This window comes from Pseudomonas sp. PA-1-6B, assembly GCF_021609545.1.
Lineage (GTDB): Bacteria > Pseudomonadota > Gammaproteobacteria > Pseudomonadales > Pseudomonadaceae > Aquipseudomonas > Aquipseudomonas fluorescens_BV.
This window is the reverse complement of record NZ_WJZM01000026.1, coordinates 13,372-29,501: the sequence shown is the minus strand read 5'-3', so window position 1 is coordinate 29,501 and position 16,130 is coordinate 13,372. Positions and strand designations below refer to the sequence as shown.

At 60.6% G+C, this 16,130-nt stretch carries 11 protein-coding genes; 5 read left to right on the top strand and 6 right to left on the bottom strand.

All coding sequences use genetic code 11. The features are described from left to right. Positions 1–174 precede the first annotated feature (174 nt). Positions 175–414: a DUF3203 family protein gene (locus tag GIV35_RS14240; RefSeq protein ID WP_236264419.1), complete on the bottom strand. Its 240-nt coding sequence runs from the start codon at positions 412–414 to the stop codon at positions 175–177. Between the two features lie 123 nt (positions 415–537). On the opposite strand from GIV35_RS14240, the gene GIV35_RS14235 reads away from it, so the two are divergent. Then, positions 538–1,035 (top strand): MgtC/SapB family protein, encoded by a 498-nt coding sequence (locus tag GIV35_RS14235; protein ID WP_105226729.1) that lies wholly within the window; start codon positions 538–540, stop codon positions 1,033–1,035. Positions 1,036–1,041: 6 nt separating this feature from the next. On the opposite strand, the gene GIV35_RS14230 is transcribed toward GIV35_RS14235, so the two are convergent. Both GIV35_RS14230 and GIV35_RS14225 read right to left on the bottom strand, forming a co-directional pair. Next, the gene (locus GIV35_RS14230; RefSeq protein ID WP_236264418.1) at positions 1,042–2,079 is read right to left on the bottom strand and encodes a M10 family metallopeptidase C-terminal domain-containing protein; all 1,038 of its coding nucleotides are present in this window, start codon (positions 2,077–2,079) and stop codon (positions 1,042–1,044) included. Between the two features lie 186 nt (positions 2,080–2,265). Further along, positions 2,266–2,424, bottom strand: a complete 159-nt coding sequence (locus GIV35_RS14225; RefSeq protein WP_167514236.1) for a hypothetical protein — start codon at positions 2,422–2,424, stop codon at positions 2,266–2,268. A gap of 203 nt (positions 2,425–2,627) precedes the next feature. Here GIV35_RS14225 and GIV35_RS14220 point away from each other — a divergent pair, with 203 nt between their 5' ends. From GIV35_RS14220 to GIV35_RS14205, 4 genes are all read left to right on the top strand, one after another. Then, entirely contained in the window at positions 2,628–4,616 is a 1,989-nt protein-coding gene (locus tag GIV35_RS14220; protein WP_236264417.1) for an alpha-1,4-glucan--maltose-1-phosphate maltosyltransferase, read from the top strand. Between the two features lie 69 nt (positions 4,617–4,685). Next, positions 4,686–8,033: a maltose alpha-D-glucosyltransferase gene (gene treS / locus GIV35_RS14215; RefSeq protein ID WP_236304385.1), complete on the top strand. Its 3,348-nt coding sequence runs from the start codon at positions 4,686–4,688 to the stop codon at positions 8,031–8,033. Beyond that, positions 8,030–10,276 carry a 1,4-alpha-glucan branching protein GlgB gene (glgB, locus tag GIV35_RS14210; RefSeq protein WP_198715231.1) on the top strand — a complete coding sequence of 749 codons (2,247 nt, stop codon included), beginning with the start codon at positions 8,030–8,032 and terminating at the stop codon, positions 10,274–10,276. The genes treS and glgB overlap by 4 nt, the downstream gene beginning before the upstream one ends. 42 nt (positions 10,277–10,318) lie before the next feature. Next, the gene (locus GIV35_RS14205; protein WP_236264415.1) at positions 10,319–11,479 is read left to right on the top strand and encodes a GGDEF domain-containing protein; all 1,161 of its coding nucleotides are present in this window, start codon (positions 10,319–10,321) and stop codon (positions 11,477–11,479) included. Here GIV35_RS14205 and GIV35_RS14200 read toward each other — a convergent pair. The 3 genes from GIV35_RS14200 to GIV35_RS14190 form a co-directional block, all read right to left on the bottom strand. Next, positions 11,458–13,662, bottom strand: a complete 2,205-nt coding sequence (locus GIV35_RS14200; RefSeq protein WP_236264414.1) for a GAF domain-containing protein — start codon at positions 13,660–13,662, stop codon at positions 11,458–11,460. The two genes, GIV35_RS14205 and GIV35_RS14200, sit on opposite strands and share 22 nt — an antisense overlap. Positions 13,663–13,833: 171 nt before the next feature. Beyond that, a complete protein-coding gene (locus GIV35_RS14195) occupies positions 13,834–14,685 on the bottom strand; it encodes a CAP domain-containing protein (RefSeq protein WP_105226736.1) in 852 nt (283 codons plus the stop codon). Positions 14,686–14,766: 81 nt separating this feature from the next. Continuing rightward, positions 14,767–16,092, bottom strand: coding sequence for an MFS transporter (locus GIV35_RS14190; protein WP_054898703.1), 1,326 nt, complete (start codon positions 16,090–16,092; stop codon positions 14,767–14,769). Positions 16,093–16,130 lie beyond the last annotated feature (38 nt).

Here is a 16,130-nt window from a genome sequence, read left to right as displayed (position 1 = left end):
TCATCAGCCTCCATCAGGCCGACGAACTATGGGCGACAGACTGTTTGCATAACAGACTCAGGTGGCGTGATAAAAAGCGGATCAGATCGGCTTGACGCGTTCTTGTGCGGCAATCTGCTGCACCCCATGGCCAAAGGGGTGCAGGGGTTAAGCGGGTCTGATGATGCAGATCAATTAAATCACCGAACCAGGTTGGTCCGCCTTTACATGCTCACGGCCATCGGTTGCGCCTTCAACCGTCAGCGCGTCCGCCTGGGCTTCGGTGATGTAGATGCGCGAACCTGCCAGTTCCAGATAAGACATGGCTTTGTCGTGATCGGTCAGGATGGTCACCCGGGTGGCGGGCAGGCTTTGTTCCTGGCCGTTGTCGTCGAGCGTGAAGTAGCACAGATGATTTTCGATGCGTACGGTCATGACAATCTCCGTTTTGTGGGCTATGCAGCGTTAGGCGGCCGCCATGCGCACGGGTTCCAGGCAACTGACTGGCGGTCTGCGCTGTCCATCCTTTATCTATCCATAATAAAAAGGAGCGCATCCATGGACGCCTGGTGGCATCTGGTGTGGCAAACGCTGCAAGCCGAATTCGCAGACATTGGCGATGCCCGGCAACTCACCCAAGTGACCGTGCGCCTGCTGATCGCGGCGATCCTCGGCGGCATCCTGGGGTTTGAGCGTGAACACAAGGGCAAGGCGGCCGGAGTGCGCACCCATATGCTGGTGGCGCTGGGCGCCGCGCTGTTCGTGCTGGTGCCGCAGATGTCCGGCAACCAGGCGGATGCCATGAGTCGTGTGGTTCAAGGGGTTATCGCGGGCATTGGCTTTCTCGGCGCTGGCACCATCCTCAAGGGCAAGGAAGACGACGAGGGCCAGCATGTAAAGGGCCTGACCACCGCGGCCGGGTTATGGATGACCGCCGCCATTGGGGTTGCGGCGGGAATGGGGCGTGAATCGACGGCGGTGCTCAGTACGCTGCTGGCCCTGGCGGTATTCAGCGTGATGCCACGGATCGTCAAGCTGCTGGAGAAGGATGAGTGACGCAGGTCACGTGATGAGGTTGCCGTATCTCACCTCACCGAAGGCTTTCACCACAAACGGCGACTCTCCCGGTTTGCCGGAAATCATCACCACGCTCGTATTGTGAGCCGGGCTATAGTGAATCTGTACCTCGCTACTGGCTCCCGAGAAGTTTCCTACCAATTTCAATGGCGTGTTGCCGAGTTGGCTTCTGATTGCCGATACATCGAGTTTGTCTCTGTGGTGGTCAAAATCCATCACTTGCTCAGGTGCGTCGAAACTTGATTCACGGGTATTACGGAAGGTGAAGGTCTGACCATTGTCATTCCTGGCATTGTTGTTGTGTTTGAGGCTTTCTGCCGGGGGCGGTGGATTATCCGGTTGAGGGGGCGGGTTGCCCAGGTCCGCCTCTTTGCCGATATCAAAGAGGGCTGAAGCCAGAGGCGTACTTTGCCGCATTCGCTGTATGGCAGAAAGCTTCTCAATGCGTAGATCACGCTCGATTTGCATAGCGCAGTTGAAACCTGCCTCGGGATCAAGAGTGGAGGTACGCTCGCGAATTTCTTCAAGGCTCAAGCCCGGGTCCTCGATATGTGAGGATCGGTCATGAATCATCTGCAGGCTTGACTGACCTAAACGCTCCTTCACATCGGTAATCAATTTACGCGCTTCGTCTGCATCCGGGCCGTGCAGCAAGGATTTGACGGTTTCCCTGCTTAACAGCCGTCGGATCGTGATCACCTGCCCGGAGGTCTCGTGTGAGTTGGGCGCGCGCAGCATATTGGTAATGTTCTGCTGGCTGGTCAGCGCACGAAGTTGGGCAAGCTGGGTGGCGTCGGCACCGGCCGTCTTCGGCTCTACGTCCGCAGAGGGGGCTGGGTTGGGCAAGGTAAAGGTTTGCGGCGCCGTGGAAGGGGTGGAGGCGGGCGTGTCAGGCTCTTTCGTGCGCATGATTGCGCTTGGGCCGGCCCTGAACAGATCGTTCAGTTTTTCCCGATGATCGTTGACTGGCGGTTGTTGGATGCCGTGAACATCCGAGAACGGGGGCAGTAGTGAGGTGCGCATAGAAGGTACTCGCTTAACGGACAAGATAGTCTGCGGCCGGCAAGGGGGCGAGGCAGCGTACGGGAGACTGAATCTATCTTGTTCATCAAGAGCGGGATCTCGGTATTGTCGGTGATTGAAGTAGGAAAGCTCAGTAGCGCTTGCCCGCAATATTTTTTCACGGGCAAGTGCTTGCGTGTCTGTGAGTCAGGCAATAACCGGCGGCATCGTCGTGGGCGGTTCCTGCACCGGTGGCGGCTGGTTTTCAGGCGGCTCCTGTTCAGGATCGCGTTCCGGTTCGGGCGGGGGCAATGGTGGGGCGTCGATATTCGGATCTTCGGGTTCAGGGGGTATCGGGATACTCATGGGTATGGCCTCGTTTGTGCTTTGCTCTATCGGTGGACCATTGCCTGTTGGAAATGATTCCCGCCCAGGGGCGGTATATCCACCTGAACTTTTGGGCAGCGCCCAGGCTCGGACTTTAAACGGCCCAGCTCAAGGATAGCGTCGCCGTCTCTGAATTCGTATCAAGCAAAGAGCGTCCAAAGGGCGTAAGGGGAAGCTGCTCGATGACTGCCGAAACACTGGTTCCAGAAGACTCCGTGCTGCCGTTGTCGCAGGCGCTGCTGTTACCCAGGATTGCGATCGAAAGCACCATGCCGGTCATCGACAACGGGGAGTTTGCCGTCAAGGCGGTGGTGGGCCAGCGTGTTCATGTCACCAGCAAAGTGTTCGCCGATGGCCACGATAAGCTGGCGGTGTTGATCCGCTGGCGCGCCCTGGGAGACGAAAGCTGGCACAGCGTGGTCATGCTGGATATCGGCAACAACGGTTGGGAGGGCGCGTTTACCGTGGCCCACCAAGGCCGCCATGAGTACTGCATCGAAGCCTGGATCGACACCTTTGCCAGCTTCTGTTACGAACTGCGCAAGAAGCATGAAGCTGGCGTGCCGGTCAGCCTGGAGTTGCAGGAGGGCCGTAGCCTGGTGCTGCAGGCCGCCGAACGCAGTGACAACGAACTGCGTGACCGCTTGATGCTGTTGCACCATGAGCTGTCCGGCCTGTTGGAAACCGAGCAGGTGGCTTTGTTCCTGCACGAAGACAGTGCACACCTGATGACCCAGGCCGACCATCGCGCCTATTTGAGCGTCAGCCCCGCGTACCCGATTGACGTGGAACGTGAAGCCGCACAATTTGCCAGCTGGTACGAGCTGTTTCCCCGCTCGATCACTGACGATCCGGCGCGGCACGGCACCTTTAACGACGTGCACGCACGCTTGCCGATGATCCACGACATGGGCTTCGACGTGCTGTACTTCCCGCCGATCCACCCTATCGGCCGTAGCCACCGCAAGGGCAAGAACAACTCACTCACCGCCGGCCCTGATGATCCGGGCAGCCCCTACGCCATTGGCAGTGAGGAGGGCGGTCACGAGGCTATTCACCCGCAGTTGGGCACTCGCGATGATTTCCGCCGGTTGGTCAAGGCTGCTGCCGAACACGGCCTGGAAATCGCCCTGGATTTCGCCATCCAGTGCTCCCAGGACCACCCGTGGCTCAAACAGCATCCGGGTTGGTTCAACTGGCGCCCGGACGGCACGATCAAATACGCGGAAAATCCGCCGAAAAAGTACCAGGACATCGTCAACGTCGATTTCTATGCGGCCGATGCCATCCCCAGCCTGTGGACCGAGCTGCGTGACATCGTGGTGGGCTGGGTGGAAGAGGGCGTGAAGACCTTTCGCGTCGACAACCCACATACCAAGCCGCTGCCGTTCTGGCAGTGGCTGATCAGCGACGTGCGTGCCAAGTACCCGGAGGTGATCTTCCTCGCCGAAGCTTTCACCACCCCGGCGATGATGGCGCGCCTGGGCAAGGTCGGCTATTCCCAGAGCTATACCTACTTCACCTGGCGCAACACCAAGGCTGAGCTGAGCGAGTACCTTGCCCAACTGAACCAGTCGCCCTGGCGTGACTGCTACCGCCCGAACTTCTTCGTCAATACGCCGGACATCAACCCGGGTTTCCTGCATGAGTCCGGTCGCGCAGGCTTCCTGATCCGCGCTGCGCTGGCCACGATGGGCTCGGGCCTGTGGGGAATGTATTCGGGTTTTGAGTTATGCGAAGCCGCGCCGGTGCCGGGCAAAGAGGAATACCTGGACTCGGAGAAGTACGAAATCCGCCCTCGGGACTTCACCGCGCCGGGCAACATCATCGCCGAGATCGCCCAGCTCAACCGCATCCGCCGCCAGAACCCGGCGTTGCACACGCACCTGGGGCTCAAGCTCTACAACGCCTGGAACGACAACATTCTGTATTTCGGCAAGCGCAGCGAAGACGGCAGCAATTTCATTCTGGTCGCCGTCAACCTCGACCCGCACAACGCCCAGGAAGCCCACTTTGAATTGCCGCTGTGGGAGATGGGCTTGCCCGACGATGCCCAGACCCAGGGCGAAGACTTGATGAACGGCCACCGCTGGACCTGGTACGGCAAGACCCAATGGACCCGGTTGGAGCCGCAGATGCCGTTCGGGATCTGGCGCATCAGCACATCCTGAATCTGATGAGGATCGAAAGTGTGGGAGCGGGTTCAGTTAGCAAAATGTTGAGTTTTTCAGGAGTTTGCAATGGCCAAGAAACCCAAGGCAGCCACCTTTATCAAAGACCCGCTCTGGTACAAAGACGCGGTGATCTACCAGGTTCACGTCAAATCCTATTTTGACTCCAACAACGATGGCATTGGGGACTTTGCCGGGCTGATCGCCAAGCTCGACTACATCGCCGACCTCGGCGTGAATACCATCTGGCTGCTGCCGTTCTACCCGTCTCCCCGGCGTGATGACGGCTACGACATTGCCGAATACCGCGGCGTGCACAGCGACTACGGGACGATGGCCGACGCCAAGCGCTTTATTGCCCAAGCCCACCAACGCGGGCTGCGCGTGATCACTGAACTGGTGATCAACCACACCTCCGACCAGCACCCCTGGTTCCAGCGTGCGCGCAAGGCCAAGCCAGGCTCGGCCGCACGGGACTTCTACGTGTGGTCGGACGATGACCAGAAATACGACGGCACACGCATTATTTTCCTCGACACCGAAAAATCCAACTGGACCTGGGACCCGGTGGCCGGCCAGTACTTCTGGCACCGCTTTTACTCGCACCAACCCGACCTCAACTTTGATAACCCGCAGGTCATGAAAGCGGTGCTGTCGGTGATGCGCTATTGGCTCGACCTGGGCATCGATGGCCTGCGCCTGGACGCCATTCCCTACCTGATCGAACGGGACGGCACCAACAACGAAAACCTGGCGGAAACCCACGACGTCCTCAAGCAGATCCGCGCCGAGATCGACGCCCATTACCCCGACCGCATGCTGCTGGCCGAAGCCAACCAGTGGCCCGAAGACACGCAGCTGTACTTTGGCGACAGAAAGGGTGACGACGGCGATGAATGCCACATGGCGTTCCACTTTCCGCTGATGCCGCGCATGTACATGGCGTTGGCCCAGGAAGATCGCTTCCCCATCACGGACATTCTGCGCCAGACCCCGGAGATTCCCGCCAACTGCCAGTGGGCAATTTTCCTGCGCAACCATGATGAGCTGACCCTGGAAATGGTCACCGACAAAGAGCGCGACTACCTGTGGAACTACTACGCTGCAGACCGCCGCGCCCGTATCAACCTGGGCATTCGGCGACGCCTGGCGCCGCTGGTGGAGCGTGATCGTCGGCGGGTGGAATTGCTCAACAGCCTGTTGCTGTCGATGCCGGGCACGCCGACCCTGTACTACGGCGATGAAATCGGCATGGGCGACAACATCTACCTGGGCGACCGTGACGGCGTGCGCACGCCCATGCAATGGTCCATCGACCGCAATGGCGGATTTTCCCGTGCCGACCCGGCCAGCCTGGTGTTGCCGCCGATCATGGACCCGCAATACGGTTACCAGTCGGTCAACGTCGAGACCCAAGCCCAGGACCCGCACTCATTGCTCAACTGGACCCGGCGCATGCTCGCAGTGCGCAAGCAGTCCAAAGCGTTTGGCCGTGGCAGCCTGAAAATGCTCTCGCCGACTAACAGGCGCATCCTGGCTTACACCCGTGAATACACCGGCGAAGACGGCCACACCGAGATCATCCTGTGCGTCGCCAATGTGTCGCGCAGCGCCCAGGCGGCGGAGCTGGACCTGTCGGCTTTTGCCGGCATGGTGCCGGTGGAGATGCTCGGCGGTAATGCCTTCCCGCCGATCGGCCAGCTGAATTTCCTGCTGACCCTGGCGCCCTATGGTTTCTATTGGTTCGTGCTGGCAGCGGAAAACCAGATGCCCAGCTGGCATGTGGAACCGGCGCAAAGCATGCCTGACTTCACCACTTTGGTACTGAAAAAACGCATGGAAGAGTTACTGGAAGAACCTTGCCGCACCAGCCTGGAACAGACTTCACTGCCCGCCTGGCTGCCCAAGCGTCGCTGGTTTGCCGGCAAAGATACGGCAATCGACACGGTGCACATCGCGTATGGCGTGCGTTTTGGCGACCCGCAGCATCCGGTGTTGCTCAGTGAGATCGAAGTGACCAGTGCTGGCCAGGTCAGCCGCTACCAACTGCCCTTGGGCTTCCTTGGCGAAGACCAGTTCACCAGCGCCTTGCCCCAGCAGTTGGCGTTGGCCCGAGTGCGACGCACTCGCCAGGTAGGTTTGGTGACCGATGCCTTCAGCCTTGAGCATTTTATCCTTGAGGTGATCCAGGCCATGCAGGCCGGCACTGTGCTCAATACCCCTGACGGCGATCTGCGGTTCGAGGCGACTGAGCACTTGGCCGCACTGCAACTGACCCGTGAATCGCCGGTGCGTTATTTGTCTGCCGAGCAGTCCAACAGCTCGGTGGTGGTCGGTGACAGCCTGGTGCTCAAGCTGATTCGTAAAGTCAGCGCCGGTGTGCACCCGGAGCTGGAAATGAGTGCCTACCTGACCGGCGCCGGCTACCCGAATATCTCGCCGCTGCTGGGCTTTATGAGCCGCCGCGACGGGCAGGGGCAGGACAACCTGCTGATGATTGCCCAGGGTTACCTGAGCAATCAGGGCGATGCCTGGAGCTGGACCCAGAACAACCTGGAGCGCGCGATCCGCGATGAGCTGGCCGACGCGATCTCTGAACAGGAACAGCACTACAACGCCCTCGGCGAACTGGCGGATTTTGCCGGTTTGCTCGGTCAGCGCCTGGGTGAAATGCACCTGGTGTTGGGTGCGCCAACCGCCGACAAGGCTTTCAAACCCGAACCCACCACAGCCAAAGACACCCAAGCCTGGGCCAAGGATGTCGGCGCCCAGATCGACCGCGCCTTGCAGTTGCTCAAGCTTAATCAAAGCCAGTTGAACCCCGCCGACCAGGCGTTGGTCAGTGAATTACTGGCGCAGAAAAAAGCCATCGCGGCGCATGTCCAGGCGTTGGCCAAAGCCACGGCGGGCGGGTTGCGCATTCGCGTCCATGGTGACTTGCACCTGGGCCAGGTATTAGTGGTCAAGGGCGATGCCTACTTGATCGACTTCGAGGGCGAACCGGCGCGACCGCTGCATGAGCGGCGCGGCAAACACAGCCCTTATAAAGATGTGAGCGGTGTGCTGCGTTCCTTCGATTATGCCGCGGCCATGGCGCTGAATGTGCAGGGGGTGGATCACACGCCAGAAGCGAACGCTGCGCGTAAACGTGTGACCGACCGCTACCTGAATGAAGCCCGCGTAGTATTTACCCAGGCTTACCAGGCCGCTGCGTCTACACTGGCGCATGACTGGCAGGATGCCAACGGCCAAGACGCTGCGCTGACCTTGTTCAGCCTGGAAAAGGCCGCGTACGAAGTGGCCTACGAAGCAGAAAACCGCCCGACCTGGCTGCCGGTGCCCCTGCAAGGGCTGCACGGCTTGCTGAGCGGGCTGACACCTATATCTAAACCTGTACGCGGTGGGGAGACGTCATGAGTTTTACACAGAGAGAACCGCTGCAGCCCAAGTTGACGGCATTGCCGGCGTCCAAGGACGTCGATGCGCTGGTGCGCGCCGAGCACCCCGATCCCTTTTCGATCCTGGGGCCCCATGATGACGAGCAGGGCGGCCAGTTTATCCGCGCGTTCCTGCCGGAGGCCCTGAGTGTCCAAGTACTGGCGCGTGACACGGGCGAACCGGTTGGCAGCCTCGACGCCACCCAGGTGCCGGGTCTGTTTGTCGGGCACTTGCGCACTCGCCAGCCCTACCTGCTGAAAATCCAATGGGCCGGCGGTGAGCAGATCACCGAAGACCCCTACAGCTTCAGCCAATTGCTGCTGGGGGAAATGGACCTGTACCTGTTTGCCGAAGGCAATCACCGTGACCTGGGCAACTGCCTGGGGGCTCAGGTGGTCAGCGTCGATGGCGTGCAAGGCGTGCGCTTTGCCGTCTGGGCGCCGAACGCACGGCGGGTTTCGGTGGTGGGAGACTTCAATATCTGGGACGGGCGCCGCCACCCGATGCGCCTGCGCCATCCATCGGGCGTGTGGGAAATCTTCATTCCACGCCTGCAGCCGGGCGCGGCCTACAAGTATGAAATTCTCGGTGCCCACGGCATTCTGCCGCTCAAGGCCGACCCTGTGGCGCTGGCCACCCAACTGCCGCCGGACACCGCCTCGAAGGTCGCCGCACCTTTGCAAGTGGATTGGCAGGACCATGAGTGGATGCAATCGCGGGGAGACAAGCAGAAAACCACCGCGCCGTTGTCGATCTACGAGCTGCATGTGGGGTCCTGGCAGTGCGAGCTGGACGAGGCCGGTGAAGTGGCCCGTCAATATGGCTGGCGCGAACTGGCTGAGCGGCTGATTCCTTACGTTCAACAATTGGGCTTCACCCATATCGAGCTGATGCCGATCATGGAACACCCCTTTGGTGGCTCCTGGGGCTATCAGGCGTTATCCCAGTTTGCCCCCAGTGCTCGCTTTGGCTCGCCGGAAGACTTTGCCTGGTTCGTCAATGCCTGCCATCAGGCCGATATCGGCGTGATCCTTGATTGGGTGCCCGCGCATTTCCCCACCGATACCCACGGCCTGGCGCAATTTGACGGTACCGCGCTGTACGAATACGCCAACCCCCTGGAAGGCTTTCACCAGGACTGGGACACGCTGATCTACAACCTGGGCCGCACCGAGGTCCACGGTTTCATGCTCGCGTCGGCCTTGCACTGGCTCAAGCATTTTCACGTCGATGGCCTGCGCGTGGACGCAGTGGCCTCCATGCTGTATCGCGATTATTCGCGCAAGGCCGGTGAATGGGTGCCCAACCGCCATGGCGGTCGCGAGAACCTGGAAGCCATCGACTTCTTGCGGCACCTGAATGACGTGGTTGCCCTTGAAGCCCCGGGCGCCTTGGTGATTGCCGAAGAGTCCACGGCCTGGCCCGGCGTCAGCCAGCCTACCCAACAGGGTGGCCTGGGGTTCAATTACAAATGGAACATGGGCTGGATGCACGACTCCCTGCATTACATCCAGCAAGACCCGGTGTACCGCGCCCATCATCACAACGAGCTGAGTTTCGGGCTGGTGTACGCCTGGTCGGAGCGCTTTATCCTGCCGATTTCCCATGATGAGGTGGTGCACGGCAAGCACTCGCTGATCGACAAGATGCCCGGCGACCGCTGGCAGAAATTTGCCAACCTGCGCGCCTACCTCAGTTTCATGTGGATGCACCCCGGCAAGAAGCTGTTGTTCATGGGCTGCGAATTTGGCCAATGGCGTGAGTGGAACCACGACCAGCAACTGGATTGGTATTTGCTGCAATACCCTGAGCACCGTGGGGTGCAGAAGCTGGTAGGCGATTTGAACCGCCTGTACCGCGAAGAGCCGGCGCTGCACGAACAGGACGATGCGCCCCAGGGCTTCCAATGGCTGATCGGTGATGACGCGATCAATAGCGTCTACGCCTGGCTGCGCTGGAGCAAGGATGGCAAGCCGGTGTTGGTGGTTGCCAACTTCACCCCGGTGCCCCGTGAAGGCTACGCAGTCGGTGTGCCGTTTGGCGGGCGGTGGAGTGAGGTGATCAACAGTGATGCCGACACCTACGCCGGCTCCAACTACGGGAATGGCGGAGCCGTGTTTACCCAGGATGAGCCGCGCCATGGGCAACCGGTGTCGCTGTCGTTGAACCTGCCGCCCCTGGGCGTGCTGATTTTGCGACCTCAGGAGCCTGAAACGCTCTAGCGCAGCGTATGCCGCTGTTCGGCTTGCTGGCAAGGTGCCACAATGGCGCCTTTGCCGTCGCCGGTCAAACAGGCCAACCCCATGAATAACCTTGGGCAAGATCAGGGTCACCTCATCGAAGAGCAGGTGCGAACCGACCGTTTGCACCAGCTCTTTCGTCAATCATTCTCGGCGATCTTCGGCAGCTACCTGGGCGCCGTCATGCTCTGCTGGCTGTGCTGGGATCGATTCGATCACCAGGTCATCCTGGTGTGGCTGGTACTGCTGGCGGGCTCGTCATTGGTGCGCCTGCATCTGTTTGTGCAATGGTTTCGCTGCCCTGACGCGGGGCGCACACCCGCCCGTTGGGAGCGCCACTACTGGGTCACGCTGATGCTGTCGGCGGGTATCTGGGGCGGCGGGGCGCTGGCGGTGATGCCGGTCGATGACCGCTTGTCCCAGGTGCTGGTGATGCTGTTTACCGTGGGCATGTCGGTCAGCGCGGTGTCCTGTTATTCAGCCTATCGCTACATGACGCTGGGCTCGATGGCGCTGGTGTTGCTTCCCTGTACGGTATGGATGCTGTTTCAGCCTTCGCCGATGCAGGTTGGCGTGGCGCTGGCGGTGCTGGTGTTTGCTTCGTTTGTGGTCGGTGCGACGCGCAAGCTCTCCGATGCCCTGGAAAAAGCCTTCCGCCTGACGAGGCAAATGGAGCGCGCCCATCATATTTCCACCCGTGCCGCCCAGACCGATGAACTGACCGGGCTGATGAACCGTCGGGCGTTCTACGAAAAGGCCCAGTTGCTATATGCCCAGTGCCTTCGCGAGCAGCAGCCGCTGTGTGCATTGATGATGGACATGGACCATTTCAAAGCCATCAATGACACCTACGGCCACCAGGCCGGCGACCAGGTGTTGCGCCAGATTGGCGCGGTGATCAGTGCGTCCTTTCGCCAGACCGATATCTACGGTCGCCTGGGGGGTGAAGAGTTCGCGGTGTTGCTGCCCAACACCTCGTTGGAGACCGCGCGCAGCATCGCCGAGGAGTTGATCCAGACGATTCATGATTTGCCCGCCGACCCGGTACAAGGGGTGAGCGCAAGCCTGGGCGTGGCATCGACCTGCACTCAGCCTCTGGATTTGAACGCCTTGATGAACAGCGCCGACAAGGCCCTGTATCAGGCCAAGGCATCGGGTCGCAATCAGGTAGCGGTCGTCGACTGATCCTTGCACATCGCCTTGGCCAGCACCCGCGCAACCTGGTCGGCGGAGTAGGGCTTGGCGAGGAACTCAAAGCCTTCGTAGCCGCTGTCTGCCAGTTCCTCACTGTAGCCAGAGACGAGTACCACGGGCAGGTCCGGGCGGCGCTGGCGCAGCAACCTGGCCATGGCCACGCCGGTCATGCCGGGCATCACCACGTCGGAGAAAATCGCGTCGAACCCCTGAACGTCATTGCCAGCGAGGTTCAGCGCCTGTTCGGCATTGGTCGCCCAGGTGGTCTGGTAACCCAGGTCCTTGAGGATCTGGCTGGCGAAGCGTCCCACCTCTAAGTTGTCTTCGACGATCAGCACATGCTGATGAGCAGCCTCCTGCGGCGCTGGCAGATCTGCAGGGGTGTCTTGAACCGGCGCCGCTTCGCCTTCGACTTGCGGCAGATACAAGGTAAACACCGTGCCTTGGCCGAGGGTGCTGGCCACATCGATATTGCCGCCTGACTGCTTGGCAAAGCCGAATACCTGCGACAGGCCCAGGCCGGTGCCTTTGCCCACGGCCTTGGTGGTGAAGAACGGCTCGAAGATGCGTTCGAAGGTGTCGCTGGCAATCCCGGTGCCGGTGTCGGCCAGGGAAATGGTGATGTAGGGCATGCACGACTCGGCATCCCCACGAATACGTGGCAGCGTTTGCTCGCTGGCGACTTTGAGGGTCAGGGTACCCTGGCCGTCCATCGCATCGCGGGCGTTGAGGGCGATGTTGATCAGCGCGGTTTCGAACTGGCTGGGGTCGATGCGCGCATAGCAGGGCTGATCGGGCAATTGCACCTGCACGTGAATGCGTGCGCCGGTGACGCTCTCGAGCATCTCGCCGATATTTTGCACGCGCTGGCCGACATCGAACACCTGCGGGTTCAACGGTTGGCGACGGGCAAAGGCGAGCAGTTGGCTGGTGAGCTTGCTGGCCCGCTCCACTGTGTCGGACACCGCGCACATGTAGCGTTGCCGACGCTCCTCGGACAGGCCCGGCTGGCGCAGGAAGTCCACCGACGAGCGAATAATGGTCAGCAGGTTGTTGAAGTCATGGGCGACGCCGCCGGTCAGTTGGCCGATGGCCTCCAGCTTCTGTGACTGGCGCAGTGCGGCTTCGGCCTCGGCCAACGCATGGGTACGCTCATTCACGCGCTGTTCCAGGCTGGCATTGAGCTCTGTATAGGCGGCCAGGCCCTCGCGCACGGCGGCATCGGCGCGTACGCGCTCTATATGCGCCCAGGAACGCTCGGTGACTTCGCCCACCAGCGCCATGTCATAGGATGACCAAAAGCGCGGTAGTTTGTCGTGCACGGCCATCAGCGCGGTGAGCCGCCCGTCTTTGATCAACGGCATGCAAATAGTGGCTGTCACCCCCAGTGCCTGGAAGCTCGCGGCGTCATGGGGCGGCAACTCGATCAGATTATTGCGTATCACCAGTGGCTCGCCGGCACGCAGGCAGTTGACTGCGCATTCCCCGAACGCCGCGAGGCTGTAATGCCCGATGATGCTCGGCGAGCCATGCGCCGACCAGTCGCCGCGAATGGTAAAGCCATCTTCATCTTCGTCCATGTCGGCGTAGGCACAGATGGATACCTGCAGATGTTCGGCCAGCAGGCGGGTCGTAGACGTCAGGATGGTTTCGGCGTCGGTGGCATTGACCACGCTGTTGCCGATGGCGTCCAGCACTGCCAGGCGACGGGCCAGGAATACCGTGGCGGTTGTTTCGGTCACCGTGTCGAGCAAACCGACCACCACGCCTTGGGCATTGCGAATCGGGCTGTAGCAAAAGGTGAAATAGGCTTGTTCCGGCGCTTCGTTGCGTTGGATCAACAGCGGGAAGTTTTCGATATAGGTGGCGTGCCCATCGAACGCGGCGTCGGCGATAGGGCTGATATCGTCCCACACCTCGTGCCAGATCTGGTTGAACGGGCGGCCCAAGGCGTCGGGTTTGCTACCCAGGATCGGCGTGAACGCGTCGTTGTAGAGAGTAATCAACTGAGGCCCCCAGACGATGGCCTGGGGGAAACTCGACGCGAAGCACAGCGCAACGGTTGTCTTCAACACATCGGGCCAGTGTTCAAGTGGCCCCAAGGGCGTATTGGCCCAATCGTGTTGACGAACCCGCTCTGCCATTTCGCTGCTGCCTTGCAGCCAATTCATCATGGGGTTCACACCTTGCTTGCTACGTATTGTTTAGCTTTGAAGAGTCACGCCGACTAGCAACAGACCGGAATGACCGCATTCAGTTCAGCGCGATTATCTCCCTGATAGCACTTTGATTTCATTGTCTATTTACACGCCGTCATTATTAGCCGGTTGGGCCGGCGCCCAACCTTATTGCGTGCCGAATAAGCCCGTCCAATAGATGCCCGCGTCACTCTTGGGGTCCATGGCGTAAGCGGCACCCAATTCGCGAAACTGCGGGTTCATCAGGTTGGCGCAGTGGCCGGGGCTGGCGAGCCAACCGTCGACGACCTTGCGCGGCGTGTCGAGGCCGGCGGCGATGTTTTCGCCGATATTCTTCGCGATATACCCCGCCAGCTCGGCGCGGTCGCCAGGTGTGCGGCCGTCGGGGTCCAGGTGGTCGAAGAAATTGCCATTGGCCATGTTGCGGGTGTGGCTGTTGGCTGCGCTGGCCAGGGTGTCGTTCCACGACAGGGGCGCCGTGGCGGTGAACGCCTGGGTGCCACACTGGCGCGGCTCGGCACGGGCGGTGTTGATCAGGTCAAGCAGTTTTCTGCCTTCGGTCTGCCAATCGCCCAGGCCGCTGGTCACCAACGGGCGAGCCAGCACGATGCGCCAGTCCTGGCCGCTGTTGCTGACCCCAATGTCGACAAATTGCGGATCGAGCACTACGCGGCAGAAGCTCTCGCGCACCGCTTTCATCGCGGCCTCGGCATCCTTGGGCCCGGACAGGCTGATGGCCTGCACATTCACCATCGGGTAGGCAGCGCGCGCCAGCGACTGCTGCAAATCGCCGACATTGGAGGCCGGCAACACCAGCCGCGTATCGCTGGTCAGCGGCGGCAGCTCCTGGGAACCCTGGTCACCGCAGCGTTGCACCTGGCTGCGGTATTGGTTGATCTGTTGGACTAACTGACTTTCTTCATTCGCCATCGCGCTGGCGCAGAACACCGTAGTGGCGGCCAGCGTCGTAAGACCCATCATCAATGACAGAACGCGCATGGACGTTACCCTTGAGCTTGAAAGTGCCCATGATGCGCGATCCAGGTGCATCCATGCACCCGTTGGTCCGAACTTTTTTGCTCAGTTCTTGAATGCCGAGTGTTTCGCGCCCTGATCGCAAAGGGCAAACACCACCACCAACAAGGCAGAAATCGCAAGGATCACCACCACGCCATCGGTGGAGTGGGTGGCCGAGGCCGCTACCATCGACAGCGCGCCCAGCGGTGCCAGGCCACCGGCAATGGCGGTGCCGATTTCCCGCCCGGTGCCAAAACCCGAAGAGCGCGTTTGCGTCGGGAACTGCCGGCTCAGGAACGAGCCCTGGGGCGCAAACATCATCGGCGCGAGGATACCGGTGCCCACCCCGATGGCGAGGTAAATCATCAGGCTTTCACCACTGTTGAGCAGGGCCAGGAACGGGTAGGCGAACAACAGCGAGCACAGCCCGCCGAGCATCAACACGGCCTTGCTGCTCCACTTGTCACACAGCCAGCCGAAGCAGGGCACGGCGACGATGGCCACCAGGCTGGCGATGGTCACCGACAGCGAGGTGACATGCACATCCACGCCTTTGAATTGGGTCAGGTACGCCAGGGAGAAGGTCTTGAAGATGTAGCTCAGGGCGTTGTAGCCAATCGCGACAAAAAACACCACGGCGAGGCCCTTGAGGTCATTCTTGAACAAGGCTTTGAGAGGCGATGGCTTGGCTCTGGCTTTTTCCTTGCTCAGCGCTTCGAACTGTGGGGTTTCCGGAATGCTGTTGCGCACCCACAGGCCGACGCCCACCAGCACGATGCTGCAGATAAACGGAATACGCCAGCCGCCGGCCAGCAAGAACTCGTTGCCGTTGATGGTCAGCAGGTAAATAGTCAGCGAGGACAGCAACAGGCCCAGGTTCAGGCCCAGTGCCGGCCAGGCGCCCTGGCTGCCACGCTTGCCTTGGGAGGCATGCTCGTAGGACGTGACCGCCGCCCCCGACAACTCGGCACCCGCGCCCAGGCCCTGGATGATGCGGATAAACACCAGCAGGATCGGGGCCCAGATGCCGATGGAGGCGTAGCTGGGGATCAAGCCGATCAAGGTGGTGCACACGCCCATCAGGCAGAAGGTCAGCACCAGCACTTGCTTGCGTCCGAACTTGTCGCCCAGGTAGCCAAACAGGATGCCGCCGAAGGGGCGGGCGATAAAGCCTATGGCAAAGGTCGAAAAGGCCATCAGCGTGGCAGTCTTCGGGTCGCTGTTATCGAAGAAGATCTTCGAAAACACAATCGCCGCCATGGTGGCGTACAGGTAAAAGTCGTACCACTCCAGCATCGAGCCGAAGATGGTGGCCGCGGCGACTTTGCGCAGGCGCTTGCGGGTTTGTTCGGGCGTTTCGGTACCGGGGATGGAGGCGGATGCCGACATGCTGGACTTCCTTCTGGGTCTTTGTAGTTATTGTTGGG

What these genes read in the sequence shown, in the direction of transcription:
- glgB (WP_198715231.1), top strand. Translation starts at nt 8,030, where the DNA reads ATGAGTTTTACACAGAGAGAACCGCTGCAGCCCAAGTTGACGGCATTG.
- GIV35_RS14195 (WP_105226736.1), bottom strand. Translation starts at nt 14,685, where the DNA reads ATGCGCGTTCTGTCATTGATGATGGGTCTTACGACGCTGGCCGCCACT.
- GIV35_RS14235 (WP_105226729.1), top strand. Translation starts at nt 538, where the DNA reads ATGGACGCCTGGTGGCATCTGGTGTGGCAAACGCTGCAAGCCGAATTC.
- GIV35_RS14225 (WP_167514236.1), bottom strand. Translation starts at nt 2,424, where the DNA reads ATGAGTATCCCGATACCCCCTGAACCCGAAGATCCGAATATCGACGCC.
- GIV35_RS14205 (WP_236264415.1), top strand. Translation starts at nt 10,319, where the DNA reads ATGGCGCCTTTGCCGTCGCCGGTCAAACAGGCCAACCCCATGAATAAC.
- GIV35_RS14200 (WP_236264414.1), bottom strand. Translation starts at nt 13,662, where the DNA reads ATGATGAATTGGCTGCAAGGCAGCAGCGAAATGGCAGAGCGGGTTCGT.
- GIV35_RS14190 (WP_054898703.1), bottom strand. Translation starts at nt 16,092, where the DNA reads ATGTCGGCATCCGCCTCCATCCCCGGTACCGAAACGCCCGAACAAACC.
- GIV35_RS14240 (WP_236264419.1), bottom strand. Translation starts at nt 414, where the DNA reads ATGACCGTACGCATCGAAAATCATCTGTGCTACTTCACGCTCGACGAC.
- GIV35_RS14230 (WP_236264418.1), bottom strand. Translation starts at nt 2,079, where the DNA reads ATGCGCACCTCACTACTGCCCCCGTTCTCGGATGTTCACGGCATCCAA.
- GIV35_RS14220 (WP_236264417.1), top strand. Translation starts at nt 2,628, where the DNA reads ATGACTGCCGAAACACTGGTTCCAGAAGACTCCGTGCTGCCGTTGTCG.
- treS (WP_236304385.1), top strand. Translation starts at nt 4,686, where the DNA reads ATGGCCAAGAAACCCAAGGCAGCCACCTTTATCAAAGACCCGCTCTGG.